This window comes from Bacillus sp. JJ1773 (genome assembly GCF_036962035.1).
GTDB lineage: Bacteria > Bacillota > Bacilli > Bacillales > Cytobacillaceae > Cytobacillus.
In genome coordinates this window covers 1-14372 of sequence record NZ_JBALNX010000049.1, presented here as the reverse complement: position 1 = coordinate 14372, position 14372 = coordinate 1, and the positions used below count along the sequence as shown (strand labels likewise).

General features: G+C 36.7%; 16 protein-coding genes. 15 read left to right on the top strand and 1 reads right to left on the bottom strand.

Annotated features, from left to right (window positions below; translation table 11 throughout):
• Positions 1-20: 20 nt before the first annotated feature.
• From V7127_RS14065 to V7127_RS14040, 6 genes are all read left to right on the top strand, one after another.
• Positions 21-653 carry a CBS domain-containing protein gene (locus tag V7127_RS14065; protein WP_335346389.1) on the top strand — a complete coding sequence of 211 codons (633 nt, stop codon included), beginning with the start codon at positions 21-23 and terminating at the stop codon, positions 651-653.
• A gap of 75 nt (positions 654-728) precedes the next feature.
• Positions 729-1118, top strand: coding sequence for a hypothetical protein (locus tag V7127_RS14060; RefSeq protein ID WP_335486974.1), 390 nt, complete (start codon positions 729-731; stop codon positions 1116-1118).
• Between the two features lie 26 nt (positions 1119-1144).
• Positions 1145-1921 (top strand): metallophosphoesterase, encoded by a 777-nt coding sequence (locus V7127_RS14055; protein WP_335486971.1) that lies wholly within the window; start codon positions 1145-1147, stop codon positions 1919-1921.
• Positions 1922-2063: 142 nt separating this feature from the next.
• Complete coding sequence (locus tag V7127_RS14050) at positions 2064-2645, top strand: genetic competence negative regulator (RefSeq protein ID WP_335353854.1); 582 nt, start codon at positions 2064-2066, stop codon at positions 2643-2645.
• A gap of 215 nt (positions 2646-2860) precedes the next feature.
• On the top strand, positions 2861-4135 hold the full coding sequence (locus V7127_RS14045) for a Glu/Leu/Phe/Val family dehydrogenase (RefSeq protein WP_066294204.1): 1275 nt from the start codon (positions 2861-2863) through the stop codon (positions 4133-4135).
• 79 nt (positions 4136-4214) lie between these two features.
• A complete protein-coding gene (locus V7127_RS14040; protein WP_335486968.1) occupies positions 4215-5186 on the top strand; it encodes a YpdA family putative bacillithiol disulfide reductase in 972 nt (323 codons plus the stop codon).
• A 43-nt stretch (positions 5187-5229) separates the two neighbouring features.
• Here V7127_RS14040 and V7127_RS14035 read toward each other — a convergent pair whose 3' ends face one another.
• Positions 5230-6207, bottom strand: a complete 978-nt coding sequence (locus V7127_RS14035) for an asparaginase (protein ID WP_335486965.1) — start codon at positions 6205-6207, stop codon at positions 5230-5232.
• A 250-nt stretch (positions 6208-6457) separates the two neighbouring features.
• On the opposite strand from V7127_RS14035, the gene prsW reads away from it, so the two are divergent.
• The 9 genes from prsW to fni all read left to right on the top strand — a co-directional run bounded on the left by prsW (position 6458) and on the right by fni (position 14207).
• Positions 6458-7129 carry a glutamic-type intramembrane protease PrsW gene (gene prsW, locus V7127_RS14030; RefSeq protein ID WP_335486962.1) on the top strand — a complete coding sequence of 224 codons (672 nt, stop codon included), beginning with the start codon at positions 6458-6460 and terminating at the stop codon, positions 7127-7129.
• 130 nt (positions 7130-7259) lie between these two features.
• Positions 7260-8090, top strand: a complete 831-nt coding sequence (gene sleB, locus V7127_RS14025) for a spore cortex-lytic enzyme (RefSeq protein ID WP_335346396.1) — start codon at positions 7260-7262, stop codon at positions 8088-8090.
• A 14-nt stretch (positions 8091-8104) separates the two neighbouring features.
• A complete protein-coding gene (ypeB, locus tag V7127_RS14020) occupies positions 8105-9454 on the top strand; it encodes a germination protein YpeB (protein WP_335486959.1) in 1350 nt (449 codons plus the stop codon).
• A 129-nt stretch (positions 9455-9583) separates the two neighbouring features.
• Positions 9584-10243, top strand: coding sequence for a flagellar brake protein (locus V7127_RS14015; protein ID WP_335486956.1), 660 nt, complete (start codon positions 9584-9586; stop codon positions 10241-10243).
• Positions 10244-10310: 67 nt separating this feature from the next.
• Entirely contained in the window at positions 10311-10490 is a 180-nt protein-coding gene (locus V7127_RS14010; RefSeq protein ID WP_066294227.1) for a YpfB family protein, read from the top strand.
• Positions 10491-10625: 135 nt separating this feature from the next.
• Positions 10626-11300 carry a (d)CMP kinase gene (cmk, locus tag V7127_RS14005; RefSeq protein WP_335486953.1) on the top strand — a complete coding sequence of 225 codons (675 nt, stop codon included), beginning with the start codon at positions 10626-10628 and terminating at the stop codon, positions 11298-11300.
• A gap of 2 nt (positions 11301-11302) precedes the next feature.
• Positions 11303-11884 (top strand): lysophospholipid acyltransferase family protein, encoded by a 582-nt coding sequence (locus V7127_RS14000; protein ID WP_335487292.1) that lies wholly within the window; start codon positions 11303-11305, stop codon positions 11882-11884.
• Between the two features lie 109 nt (positions 11885-11993).
• Positions 11994-13130: a 30S ribosomal protein S1 gene (gene rpsA / locus V7127_RS13995; RefSeq protein WP_335346401.1), complete on the top strand. Its 1137-nt coding sequence runs from the start codon at positions 11994-11996 to the stop codon at positions 13128-13130.
• A 15-nt stretch (positions 13131-13145) separates the two neighbouring features.
• Positions 13146-14207 carry a type 2 isopentenyl-diphosphate Delta-isomerase gene (fni, locus tag V7127_RS13990; protein ID WP_335486950.1) on the top strand — a complete coding sequence of 354 codons (1062 nt, stop codon included), beginning with the start codon at positions 13146-13148 and terminating at the stop codon, positions 14205-14207.
• Positions 14208-14372: the final 165 nt, after the last annotated feature.

The window sequence follows — 14372 nt, the reverse complement described above, 5'->3', positions numbered from 1 at the left end:
AATTCTCTGGGGTGAGTGGAATGTTTGTAAAAAGCGTTATGATTCCTAAATATTCTAGTTATACAATTAATCATGAATCAACAATTAAAGAAACCCTTGACAAATTAGAGGAGCATCAAATCGATGGTTTGCCAGTTTTAAATGGTGACAACTATGTCGGAATGATTACCAGATATGGGATCTATGAAAATTACTTTAAATCTAAACAAATAAAGGAAGATTTTTTACAGAATACGAAGGCAGAAGACATCGCTACACATCAGGATCAATATCTTAAGGGGAATGAGATCTTCGAAAAAACCTTGCTAAGTTTAAAGGACTTTCCGCTATTGGCTGTTCTTGATGAGAAGCAAAGGTTTTTAGGGGTCGTAACGCGTTTTGATGTTCTTGCCCAGTTTCAATCTGCATTCGGTATGAACAAACCAGGTGTTAGAATTGCGTTTACCGCTTCTGAAACAGAAGGCAGATTAGCGAGATTATCTGAGATTGCCCGTCAGTTTCATGAACAGATCATTTCGATCGTCACATTTGACGAAACAGATAAACTAGTACGCAGGATTGTAATGAAGGTAGAGAAGAAAGACAATATAAAGAAATTCCTCGAAAAGCTTGAGGATTCAGGATTCAGAATTCTTGATGTTCATGAAGAGTAATAGTTGTCCGATTGAATAATAAATCAAAGCAATAAAGAATAATCCCCCTCATACAATTTTATGGGAGGGATTTTCTTGTTGCGTAAAACAGTTCAGCTTATTGGCGGCTTCCTTTGTGGTTTACTTTTTATTGAGTGGTTTCCAATTAGTGTTCCATCAGGGCTTACGGAAATTTTGGCTGCTTGCATTTTGGAGCCAGTTCCATTTTTTGCTTCTGCAGTTGTCTTCATTATTGGCTTTCTGACAAATGCTGAGTTGATTGGTGAAGAGGTCATCCAAACAGTTCAGTTATTTATGAAACGCAAGACAACGCTATTTAATTTATTGTTTTCTTTGTTTTTTCTGGCAGGCTTTATCACCTTATTCTTATTAGGATTTTGGCAAACAGTTGTATTTTTCTGTTTTTCTATTCTTTATGGTATTATTTCTATAGATTTCGAGGAACTTAAACTAGCAAAAGTATAGATAACAGATTGCGGGGCAGGAGCATTATGATTTTTACAATAGTTATCATTTTAGTATTAATAGGAATAGGGTTTATTGCATTTATGTATAGGGAAGCGAATGCAGATCGAGTCATATTAAATGATCTGTCCTTCAAAGAATTTCCAGCAAGCTTTGGTGAAGTCAAGATTTTTTTCATTTCTGACATACATAAGAGAGTCATCTCAGATAAAATTATTGAGGAAGTTCGTTTATTGAAACCAAATATCATTATTATTGGCGGCGACTTAGTTGAAAAAGGAGTTCCGCTTCAAAGAGTAAAAGAAAATTTAGCTAAACTAAAAACATTAGGCCCTGTTTATTTTGTATGGGGCAATAATGATTACGAAGTAAATTTTCGTGAGCTAGATACTATATTTTTGGATTTTGGCGTTAAGGTTCTTGATAATACTGCAGTATTCTTTGAATCAGAAACAGGTGATAAATTCATATTGTTAGGTGTTGACGATATGAGTAAAAAACGCGATAGACTTGATCTCGCTTTACTTGATGCGGGTCAAACAGGCTTTAGAGTTTTAGTAAGCCATAGTCCTCAAATTATGAGCAAAATAAAAAAAGAACATCAAATATCCTTAGTGTTAAGCGGTCATACACATGGAGGGCAAATACATATTTTGGGCTACAGTCCTTATGAAAAAGGGGGTATAAAAAAACGAAAGGAAACGACATTATTAATAAGTAATGGTTATGGAACAACCGCTTTGCCATTAAGATTAGGAGCAAAAGCAGAAACACATTTAATCACGTTAAATAATGGGAATTAGGGGAGGCCTATGCTTGTCTTCTTTGCAGTAATGAGGTAAAGGCAAATTAAAGCGCATAAGGTAAATAACTTAGACGACTCACCATCCTTTGTTTCTGTCATACACTAAATAAAAGAGTTAGTTCACGGCAGGGGGCAGTTACATGCGCTTAGAACGTTTAAATTATAACAAAATCAAAATTTTTCTAACTCAAGATGATTTATCGGAAAGAGGGCTAACGAAAGAAGATATTTGGAAGGATTCGATGAAATGGCATCAGCTTTTCCATGATATGCTTGAAGAGGCAAGTGAAGAATTTGGGGTAGAAATTCAAGGCTCTGTTGCAGTAGAGATATTCTCCATGCAGGCACAAGGGATGATTATGATCGTAACGATGGAGGATCAGAATGATGAGGAACTGCTTCAAGATGGCTTTATAGAAATGCAGGTTATCATGGATGGCAGCGAGGAATTATTCTTTGAATTGGAAGACTTCGAAAATGTCATTCAGCTGGCAAGGCGTCTTCATATATTAAACATAACAAACACAAGCTTGTATGCTTATAATAATCATTATTATATTCATCTGAAAAACCAAAATCCGGACGATAAAAATAAACTTATAGCTATTATAGCGGAGTATGGGAATCCAGCTATTATAAGTATTCATGTGGTAGAAGAATATGGAACGGAAATAATGAAAGATCAGGCTGTGGAGAAACTTATGCATTTCTTTCGTAATTAATAGAGGAGGGAGGATCGTTTTCTCCCTTTCCAAACTAATCTGCCGTTTATTTAAAAAATGATTTTTTCCTTAATAAAACAATAGTAAAAACGGTTACATAAAATTATCAAAAAATGCGGAAAAATATTTCTACTATCTTGCATATATTAATCAAAGGTGTATACTATTGCATGGAAGCGAACAACAAATGATAGTGATTTCTAGGAGGTTTACTAATGGTAGCCAATCATGGTACTGATACTAAAAAAGAAGACAAGCTTGACGTATTAAAGTCAACGCAAACGGTTATTCATAAGGCTTTGGAAAAGCTAGGTTATTCTGATGAGGTGTTTGAATTATTAAAAGAGCCTCTTCGAATGATGACAGTTAAAATCCCAGTCCGGATGGATGATGGAACAGTTAAAGTCTTTACCGGCTACCGGGCACAGCATAATGATGCGGTTGGGCCTACAAAAGGTGGAATTCGTTTCCATCCTGGTGTTACTGAAAAGGAAGTTAAAGCTCTATCGATTTGGATGAGTTTAAAATGTGGTATTGTTGATTTGCCATATGGCGGTGGTAAGGGCGGTATTATCTGCGACCCGCGTAATATGTCATTCCGTGAATTAGAAGCTTTGAGCCGTGGATATGTACGTGCCATAAGCCAAATCGTTGGACCTACAAAAGACATTCCAGCGCCAGATGTATTTACAAATTCACAAATTATGGCATGGATGATGGACGAGTACAGCAGAATGGATGAATTTAATTCACCAGGCTTTATTACTGGAAAGCCATTAGTACTAGGTGGATCTCACGGCCGTGAGACAGCAACAGCTAAAGGGGTAACAATTTGTATTAGAGAAGCTGCTAAGAAGCGCGGCATTGAATTAGAAGGTGCTCGTGTTGTAGTTCAAGGCTTTGGTAACGCAGGAAGCTTCTTATCTAAGTTCCTTCATGACGCTGGTGCAAAAGTGATTGGTATTTCTGATGCTTACGGTGCATTACATGATCCTAATGGACTTGATATTGATTATTTATTAGACCGCCGCGATAGCTTCGGAACAGTAACTAATTTATTTAATGATACAATTACAAATAAAGAGCTTTTAGAATTAGACTGTGATATTTTAGTTCCAGCTGCAATTGAAAACCAAATTACGGATGAAAACGCACATAACATTAAAGCGAAAATTGTAGTAGAAGCAGCAAATGGGCCAACTACATTAGAGGCTACGCAAATTTTAACTGAGCGTGGAATTCTTCTCGTTCCAGATGTATTAGCGTCTGCAGGCGGTGTTACAGTTTCTTACTTCGAGTGGGTGCAAAATAACCAAGGCTACTACTGGTCAGAAGAAGAAATTGCAGAAAAGCTTGAAAAGATTTTAGTACAATCCTTTAATAATATTTATGAAACTTCACAATCCCGCCGTGTAGATATGCGTCTTGCTGCTTATATGGTTGGCGTGCGCAAAATGGCTGAGGCATCAAGATTCCGCGGCTGGGTATAAGTTCATTATTTGAATCTTAATGAAAAATCTCCTATCATATTTGATGGGAGATTTTTATTTATTGAAGGGAGAACTAAAAATGAAATGTGAAGAAGCAATTATTGTAGGGGGAGGTCCGTGTGGGTTAGCAGCTGTGATTTCTCTTCAGGAAATAGGAATGAATCCGCTTGTGATTGAAAAAGGAAATATCGTTAATGCCATTTACCATTATCCAACACATCAAACTTTTTTTAGTACTAGTGAAAAGCTGGAAATTGGCGGAGTGCCTTTTATTACAGTTGACTATAAACCAAGAAGAAACGAAGCATTGTCCTATTATCGAGAAGTTGTTAAACGAAAAAAAATCCAAATAAATGCTTACGAAAAGGTTTTGTCGGTTACGAAACAAGAAAGCGGATTTTTAGTAATGACAGATAAGGATGAATACAGGTCGAAGAATGTAATAATTGCAACAGGCTATTATGATCATCCGAATTACATGAATGTTCCAGGTGAAGGATTGCCTAAGGTATTTCATTATTTTAAAGAAGCCCATCCGTATTTTGATAAAGATGTCATAGTAGTAGGCGGAAAAAATTCTAGTGTGGATGCTGCATTAGAATTAGTGAAAGCTGGTGCGAGAGTTACAGTTATTTATAGGGGAAGCGAATATTCACCAAGTGTAAAGCCATGGATCTTGCCTGAGTTTGATTCCCTAATCCGTAATGGGGTGATCAAAATGGAATTCAATGCGCATGTGAAGGAGATTTTAAACGATAAAGTGATTTATACAGTAAAAGAAGAACGTTTTGAGATAAAAAATGATTTTGTATTTGCCATGACAGGCTACCATCCAGACCATCACTTTCTGCAAGCGATGGGAGTCCATATTGATTCCGAGACAGGAAGGCCGGTATTTAATATTGAGACAATGGAAACAAATGTCGAAGGGATTTATATTGCTGGTGTCATTGCTGCTGGCAATAATGCGAATGAAATTTTTATTGAAAATGGCCGGTTTCATGGTGATTTAATTGCAAAGGCAATCGTCAATAAAGAATATAAGAAGTAAAAAAGAAATCGGCATTTTTCGCCGATTTCTTTTACATTCACCATTAAACCATGAACATCTCTTCAATTTTTTTACTGCTATTGGTGGTGGCTAAACCAACGAGCAGTTTGATTCGTGCTTTCTGACCATTTAAGCCATTGGAAAAAATGACTCCTAAATCTTTAAGTTTTTTTCCTCCGCCTTCATAACTATAAACGTCTTGGGCTATTCCATTAAAGCATCTGGATACGATGACAACAGGTATGTTTTTTTCTATAAGGACCTTAATCCCTTCTACTGTTGCAGGCGGCAAATTACCTTGACCTAATGCCTCAATAACTACTCCCTGATAGTTTAAGTCACGGATGGCAAACAGAAGTGTTGAATCCATCCCAGCATGTGCTTTTATTAAGGCAACGCGTGTCGATACATGATCAATGTCATAAAATTCATTGTTCGTTGGCAGATGGTGGAAAAACACGCCTCTTTTTGTCACAATTCCAATCGGTCCATATTGAGGACTTTGGAAGGTGGAAACATTACTTGTATGAGTCTTCGTAACATTCTCTGCCGTATGAATCTCATCGTTCAATACGACAAGAACTCCTTTATATTTTGCCTCTTCACATGAAGCAACTTTAATAGAAGTAATTAAATTGTAGAGGCCGTCTGCACCAATTTCATTGCTTGACCTCATAGCACCTGTTACGACAATGGGCAGAGAAGTCTGAACTGTTAAGTGCAGGAAATACGCTGTTTCCTCTAGTGTATCTGTTCCATGTGTAATTACGACTCCAGAGATTTCTTTTTTCTCTAAATAGCGATTAATTAGATCCTTCAGCATAAGCATTTCCACAGGAGTAATATGCGGGGAAGGAAGATGAAATGGCTCCTCGATAATAATGTCTGCTAGTGTAAGCAGTTCTTTCGTTTTTTCCGTAATCGGATTGCTTTCAGACGGCTTAACAGCTCCAGTAGATGCATCTTCACTCATTGAAATCGTTCCGCCTGTATGTATAACAAGAATTTTTTTCTTTTGCATACTGAATACCTCCAAATTTACAAAAATATAAAACTAATTTAGTGTAAAAAGTGTATAATTGAATGAAAGTTTACTATTTTAGAGATTTAACATATTTCTTATTCCAAAATTTGATAATCCATTTTCTTTCTTCCTTCATCATGTTACGATAAAAGTAATGGATAATGGTACAAAAATTCATTGCTAATGATGAAATTTAGCTGCATATTGGGGAAATGACCTCATTAATTTATAGAAAAGAGGACAGTACATGCTTGGTATTTTATCTGCGGGTATTGCCCCTGGATTAGCGCTATTAAGCTATTTTTATTTGAAAGATCAATATGGCTCTGAGCCGGTTTTTACAGTTTTTAGGACCTTTTTATTTGGTGCAATTCTTGTTTTCCCCATTGCGTTTATTCAATATGTTCTGGAAACAGAGTACAATATACAATCAAGCTTTATAAATGCATTTCTTTCTTCAGGGATGCTGGAAGAATTTTTTAAATGGTTTATCCTGTTTTATGCAGTCTATCAGCATGTTGATTTTGATGAACCATATGATGGTATTGTATATGGTGCATCTGTATCATTAGGGTTTGCTTCGTTGGAAAACATCTTGTATCTTATTTCCTATGGCTTAGAGCATGCGATTGGCCGAGCGCTTCTGCCTGTTTCCAGTCATGCTTTATTTGGTGTTATTATGGGCTATTATATAGGAAAAGGGAAATTTTCAGCAACCTCTAAGGCGAAATGGCTTATGCTTTCCTTCCTATTTCCTGTTATTCTTCACGGTACGTATGACTTCATCCTGATTACCCAAGAAAATTGGCTGATCATTATGTTCCCATTCATGATATTTCTTTGGTGGTTTGGATTAAGAAAGGTTAAGAAGGCCCGCGAATTAAGCGCGAAACATATAGAGAACCAGCTAAACTACTAAAAGCAACTCTTCATTCATAAATGAGGAGTTTTTTTTATTCGTCAAAAAATAACAAGGGATTTGCATAAAAAACCAGCTACTACAAAATATAGAGATAATGTCATCAAGATTTACTTTGGAGGTACGATTCATGAAAAAGAACTTTTTGTTTACTAAAGTAATTCTTATTGTCTCTATTTGTATGATTTTAGTCCCTATGAGTGGAAACGAGCAGAGGGCAACAGCTTTTACCAATCAAGTTATTCAGCAAGGAGCTGTTGGAGATGATGTAATTGAATTACAGTCAAGACTGCAATACTTAGGATTTTACAACGGAAAGATCGATGGGGTATTTGGATGGGGAACGTATTGGGCTTTAAGAAATTTTCAATATGAATTTGGACTCGAAATTGATGGGATGGCAGGAGCTGATACGAAAAACAAGCTCGTCAAGGCATCTAAATATAATCAGCAATTTGTAAAGGAGCAAATTGCCAAAGGCAATAAATTTACTCATTACGGGGGAGTAAATCTCGAATCGCAAAAAAAACCAGCAAAAAGTACGCCTGCTCCTGCAAAGAATCAAACAGCCCAAAAACCAACAGCAGCTAATATGCCTAACGGTTTTTCGCAAAATGATATTCAATTAATGGCTAATGCTGTTTATGGTGAAGCAAGAGGAGAGCCATATACAGGGCAAGTGGCAGTAGCGGCTGTTATTTTGAACCGTGTAAACAGTGCATCATTCCCGAATACCGTATCAGGCGTAATTTTTGAACCAGGAGCATTTACTGCTGTGGCAGATGGCCAGATTTGGCTTACTCCTAATGAGAGAGCAAAAGAAGCTGTTATTGATGCCATTAATGGCTGGGACCCTACAGGACAGGCACTTTATTATTTTAATCCTGATACTGCAACTAGTGCATGGATCTGGACACGCCCGCAAATTAAGCGGATTGGGAAACATATATTTTGCAAATAAAGAGGTGAGGAATATTGATTAGAGGAATATTAATTGGCGTACTTTCATTAGGTGTAGCTGGAACCGCATTTTGGGGATACCAAGAGCATCGCGAAAAAAATGCAATCTTAATGAATGCGGAAAATAATTATCAGAATGCCTTCCACAGCTTAACGTATAATGTAGATTTACTGCATGATAAGATCGGAACAACATTGGCAATGAATTCCCGTAAATCCTTATCTCCAGGTTTGGCTGATGTTTGGAGACTTACATCAGAGGCACATACAAATGTCGGTCAGCTGCCGTTAACGTTATTGCCATTTAATAAAACAGAGGAGTTTCTTGCAAATATTGGTGATTTTAGTTACAGGACGGCTGTTAGGGATTTAGATAAGGAACCATTAACTGATAAAGAATATGAGAACCTAAAAAAATTATATTCCAACTCTGCTGAGATCCAGAAAGAATTACGGAAAGTGCAGCACTTAGTTCTCAAAAATAATCTTCGCTGGATGGATGTAGAAATGGCAATTGCTACAGGCAAAGAAAATGCTGATAATACCATTATTGACGGATTCAAAACGGTAGAAAAAACAGTCGAGGGCTACGGAGAAACGGATCTTGGCCCAACAAAAGTCAGTTTAGAGAAGGAAGATAACAATTTTAAAAACATAAAAGGCAAGGTGATTTCACAGCAGGATGCAATCAATATTGCTAAAAAATATTCAGGTTTTAATAATGATGTTGCCGTTCAAGTGACAGAGAATGGAAAAGGCTCTGATTATGGATTTTATAGTGTATCTATCTTGAATCAGAAAACAAAACAAGAAGCCAACATGGATATTACTAAAAAAGGCGGATATCCAATCTGGTTTATTCTCTCAAGAGATATAAATAAACAAACAATAAGCTTGAATGAGGCAAGCAATCAAGCCCTTAAATTTCTGAATGATAATGGATTTAATGATTTGGAACTTTTTGAAAGTGCACAGTACAATCATACAGGAGTATTTAACTTCGTTTCAAAGCAGGATGATATTAGAATTTATCCAGACTCCATTAAAGTAAAGGTTGCATTAGATAATGGGAATATCGTTGGGTTTTCAGCAGGGAACTATTTGAAAAGCAACCACAATAGAATCATTCAGAAACCGGCCATTTCTCTTGAAAATGCTCGTTCTGATATAAATCCTCAAGTTAAAGTTATGGAAAATAGGCTTGCAGTTATTGAAAATGATTTAGGGAAAGAGGTTCTCTGTTATGAGTTCCTTGGCACACTCGGTAATGATACGTACCGGATCTTTATTAATGCAGAAAATGGGCATGAAGAACTTGTTGAAAAACTAAAAAATGCAGAACCAATTTATGAAGATGTTCTTTAAGGAAAGGTCTTAAGCCTTTCCTTTTCTGTTTGCATATAAATGTCGATGTACAAACACTAGTATACATGTCATAATAAAATGACAAGATTATCCTATTGAAAGAAAATGGACAGAGAAAGTGTGGTCAGCATGATAAAAATTGGTGATGTACTTTTTTTAGAACCGAGGTATTCGAAAAGTGTTGAGAAATACAAATGTAAAATTTTAGAAAAAGGGGACAATTCGGTATATATTGATTATCCGATAAATATGAATACGAATAGAACCGTTTTTCTTATAGATGGTACACAATTAAAAGGATCGTTTATCTCAGGGGATGGGTCTGTTTATCTATTTGAATGTGAGGTACTTAGAAAAGTCAAAGGCAATATTCCAATGATTATATTATCCTATCCGGGTATTGAACAACTTGTTAAGATACAGCGCCGGCAATTTGTTCGTATTGAAACAGGAGTGGATGCGGCTATTCATCCGATCGAATGGGAATTTGCTCCATTTGTAACGGTTACAGATGACATTAGTGCTGGGGGGGCTGCCATCATTAATGACAGAAAGAGACCTTTATCACAAAATATGATGATCCATAGTTGGTTTGTTCTTCCGATGCAAAATGGGGAAACCCATTATTTAAAACTAAAAAGTAAAATTGTCAGGATCGTTGCAGTCAATGAGTGGAAATCGCTAATCTCTCTTCAATTTATTGATATTTCACCGACTGATAGACAGGTATTGCTTCGCTTCTGTTTTGACCGACAGCTTGCCTATAAGAAAAAAGGGATAGAAATATAATAGATAGGAATAAAAAGTAAAAATTACTCGCATACTTTAAATATATTAACCATGCGGGGAGATCGTTATGAAATCGATTGAAAGAATACTAATAAAAGTTGTCATTATACAGTTCTTATTCCTCTTCATAACCCAATTGTTTTTTCATAAATTTAATATTTTTCCTGAACTCAAACAGCTTACTCAATATGAAGGTGTCACGGATAATAACTTTACGGAATTCCTTGAAACATTCAGGGGGCAATGATAGCAGGTGCTTGCCTGCTATTTTTATTTTTAATAAATGCTTTTCAATGTAGAGAGGTAATCATAGTTTTATTCGTTTATATATGCCATCATATGATAAAATAAAATGGACGAGAAATTGTTTTTGGGAGGCACTATGAATAAAAAAATCTCTATTGCAATTGATGGACCTGCTGCTGCAGGAAAAAGCACTGTTGCAAAAATTACAGCTGAAAAACTATCATATATTTATATCGACACAGGGGCTATGTATAGAGCTTTAACATATAAAGCCATAAATATGAAAATGGACTTAGAGGATGAACTAGGCTTGTTGAATATTTTAAATGAGACAACCATTGAATTATTGCCAGGTGATGATGGTCAATTCATATATTTAGACGGAAAAAATGTTACAAATGAAATTAGGACTGCTGAAGTAACGAATTCCGTTTCGATTGTTGCAAAACATAAACTCGTTAGAGAAGAAATGGTCGCCAGACAAAAAAGCTTTGCTGAAAACGGCGGCGTTGTTATGGATGGCAGAGATATTGGGACACATGTTCTGCCCAAAGCAGAGGTTAAGATTTTCCTATTGGCATCTGTTGATGAACGAGCGATTCGCAGACATACTGAAAATATCCAAAAGGGCTACCCATCCGATTTAGAGAAATTAAAAGAAGAAATCTCTACAAGAGATAAATTAGATTCAGAACGGGCAGTTGCACCATTGAAAAAGGCGTCAGATGCAATCGAAATTGACACAACCTCATTATCAATCGATCAGGTTGTTGAAAGAATCATGGTGCTTGCTTATGAAAGGATCGGATGACAGTGAATTTATACTCTTTTGCAAAATCAGTCGTTTATGGAATATTAAAGCCAATATACCGCTTTGAAGTAATTGGAACAGAGCATTTCCCTAAAGAAGGCGGTGTTCTGCTCTGTTCTAATCATATTCATAATTTTGATCCGCCTGTAGTCGGTATCAATGCACCAAGGGCAGTACACTTTATGGCTAAGGAAGAATTGTTTCGAGTGCCTATTTTAGGGAAGCTTCTTCCTGATTTAAATGCCTTTCCAGTTAAGAGGGGGATGAGTGATAGGGAAGCTCTAAGAAAAGGACTTGCTATTTTGAAAGAAGGAAAAGTTTTGGGCTTATTTCCTGAAGGGACAAGAAGTAAAACCGGTGAGTTGGGTCAAGGGCTTGCAGGAGCCGGTTTTTTTGCTCTTCGTACCGATGCTGCAATTGTACCATGTGCTATTATAGGTCCATATAAGTCTTTTAAAAGATTGAAAGTCGTTTATGGAAAGCCGATAGACATGGCTCCTTTACGTGAAAAGAAAGCTTCCGTGGAGGAGACGACTGAATTAATTATGAGTGAAATTCGCAAACTGATAAATGAGAATAGCTAAACCTTCTTACTTGACAAAAGAAGTGGTTTATAAGAAGTTAGTTAAAAGGCGAATTTTATCATTAGATATTGCGAAGGCGCTTCCGCCTTTCAAATAAGGAGGAATACATATGTCAGAAGAGATGAATCAAGTTGAAGTGAGAAATTTCGAAATTGGCGATAAGGTTTCCGGCCAGGTTACAAAGGTTGAAGAGAAGCAAGTAATTGTAAACATCAATGATAGCAAGCTTGATGGAATTATCCCTATTAGTGAATTATCAAGTCTTCATGTAGAGAAAGCAAGTGATGCTGTTTCAGAAGGAGATCAGCTGGAGCTTGAAGTTTTAAAGGTAGAAGAGGATGCATTAATTCTATCAAAACGAAAAGTAGATGCTGAAAAGTCATGGGCTGATCTTGAAGAGAAATTTAATAACGGTGTAATTTTCGAAGCTGAAATTAAGGATGTTGTTAAAGGCGGTTTAGTCGTTGACCTTGGTGTCAGAGGATTTATCCCTGCTTCATTAGTTGAAGATTTCTTTGTTGAGGATTTTTCAGACTACAAAGGAAAAACAATGACCTTTAAAATCGTTGAGCTTGAAAAGGATAAAAATCGTTTAATTCTCTCTCATCGGGCTGTTGTCGAGGAAGAAAAGGGTAAGCAAAAAAATCAAATCCTTGATTCTTTAGAGGCAGGACAGGAATTAGAAGGAACTGTTCAAAGAATTACTGATTTTGGCGCTTTTGTTGATATTGGCGGCATAGATGGACTTGTTCATATATCCCAGCTTTCTCACGAGCATGTGAGCACCCCTTCAGAAGTAGTAGAAGAAGGTCAAAAAGTCCAAGTAAAGGTTCTAAGTGTTGATCGGGCAAGTGGACGAATTTCTTTATCAATTAAAGAAACTCAGCCAGGACCATGGTCAAATATATCTGAAAAAGCTCCAAAGGGTAGTGTGCTTGACGGAGTAGTAAAAAGACTTGTTTCATATGGTGCGTTTGTAGAGCTTTTCCCTGGTGTAGAAGGACTTGTTCATATTTCTCAAATTTCACATAAACATATTGCAACTCCGCATGAAGTGTTAAAAGAAGGTCAAGAAATCAAAGTTAAAGTTTTAGACGCAAATGAACAAGAACAGCGTTTATCTCTAAGCATTAAAGAGCTACAGGAAAAAGAACCAGATTATGTTACTGATTATGAACTCCCAGAGGAATCAAAAGGATTTCAGCTCGGCGAAATGATTGGGGATCAATTAAAGAATTTAAAATGATAATGGTGATAAATGGTGTCTAGATCAAAACGTAAATGGGATCATATTCAATTAGCTTTGACTACAGGGCAGAAAAGGCTATCAGGTTTTGATGATATTACCTTTATTCACCAAAGTATGCCTCATACTTCATTAGATCAGGCAACTTTAAATGTAAAAATTGGCGAACTTTCTTTAAGTTCGCCAATTTTTATAAATGGGATGACAGGCGGTGGAGGTGAGCAGACTTTACGAATTAATCGTGAATTGGCAATGGCTGCAAAAGCAATGGGAATGGCAATTGCTGTCGGTTCGCAAATGTCTGCTCTTAAGAATCCTTCAGAAAGAAAATCTTATGAAGTCGTTCGAAAGGAATATCCAGACGGCATTATTTTTGGAAACCTCGGCAGTGAAGCAACAGTGGACCAAGCAAAAGCCGCCATTGACATGATTAATGCTGATGCATTGCAAATTCATTTAAATGTAGTTCAGGAACTAACAATGCCTGAAGGAGACCGAGACTTTCGAACAGCCCTTCACCGTTTAGAAGCGATTGTAAAGGCCGCTAATGTACCGATCATCGTTAAAGAAGTAGGCTTTGGAATGAGTAGAGAAACGGTATTAATGCTGCGTTCTATCGGTGTTTCGGCTGTCGATGTTGGAGGGTTTGGCGGCACTAATTTTGCTAGAATAGAAAATGAACGGCGAAATAGAGAACTATCCATTTTTAATGAATGGGGTATTCCCACTGCAGTATCAATTATTGAAGCGAAAGAAAACTCAAAAGATGTATCTATTATAGGTTCTGGGGGAGTTCAGACAAGTCTTGATATTGCAAAAGCAATAGCCCTTGGAGCCGAGGCTGTTGGAATGGCTGGCTTTGTTCTTAGTATTTTAATGAATAAAGGCATAGAAGCATTAATAGAAGAGCTTCAAATCATACAGGATGAGATTAAGATGATCATTACTGCATTAGGTGCAAGTAATGTATCAGAGTTGCAGCAAGCTCCATTAATCATTTCAGGAAAAACCCATCATTGGTTAAATGAAAGAAGCATCGATACAAAAAAATACAGTCAGAGAATAATCTCTAAATAACAAAAAAGCTCTTGCTATGTAAATCAGCAAGAGCTTTTTCTACGTCTAGCTACAGCGCCTACCCCCGCCGTACAGGACGTACTAGTGTCGACAATGCGACAGGACAAGGAAGACTTCGGAAGCGTAATCATCGCACGACCAAAAGAGAAGCTTTTGGGAGGACGT

Bases quoted from the DNA above. Each gene is read 5' to 3' on its own strand.
- cmk (WP_335486953.1), top strand. From the start codon at position 10,626: ATGAATAAAAAAATCTCTATTGCAATTGATGGACCTGCTGCTGCAGGA.
- V7127_RS14015 (WP_335486956.1), top strand. From the start codon at position 9,584: ATGATAAAAATTGGTGATGTACTTTTTTTAGAACCGAGGTATTCGAAA.
- V7127_RS14040 (WP_335486968.1), top strand. From the start codon at position 4,215: ATGAAATGTGAAGAAGCAATTATTGTAGGGGGAGGTCCGTGTGGGTTA.
- V7127_RS14055 (WP_335486971.1), top strand. From the start codon at position 1,145: ATGATTTTTACAATAGTTATCATTTTAGTATTAATAGGAATAGGGTTT.
- prsW (WP_335486962.1), top strand. From the start codon at position 6,458: ATGCTTGGTATTTTATCTGCGGGTATTGCCCCTGGATTAGCGCTATTA.
- V7127_RS14010 (WP_066294227.1), top strand. From the start codon at position 10,311: ATGAAATCGATTGAAAGAATACTAATAAAAGTTGTCATTATACAGTTC.
- sleB (WP_335346396.1), top strand. From the start codon at position 7,260: ATGAAAAAGAACTTTTTGTTTACTAAAGTAATTCTTATTGTCTCTATT.
- rpsA (WP_335346401.1), top strand. From the start codon at position 11,994: ATGTCAGAAGAGATGAATCAAGTTGAAGTGAGAAATTTCGAAATTGGC.
- V7127_RS14050 (WP_335353854.1), top strand. From the start codon at position 2,064: ATGCGCTTAGAACGTTTAAATTATAACAAAATCAAAATTTTTCTAACT.
- V7127_RS14035 (WP_335486965.1), bottom strand. From the start codon at position 6,207: ATGCAAAAGAAAAAAATTCTTGTTATACATACAGGCGGAACGATTTCA.
- V7127_RS14045 (WP_066294204.1), top strand. From the start codon at position 2,861: ATGGTAGCCAATCATGGTACTGATACTAAAAAAGAAGACAAGCTTGAC.
- V7127_RS14065 (WP_335346389.1), top strand. From the start codon at position 21: ATGTTTGTAAAAAGCGTTATGATTCCTAAATATTCTAGTTATACAATT.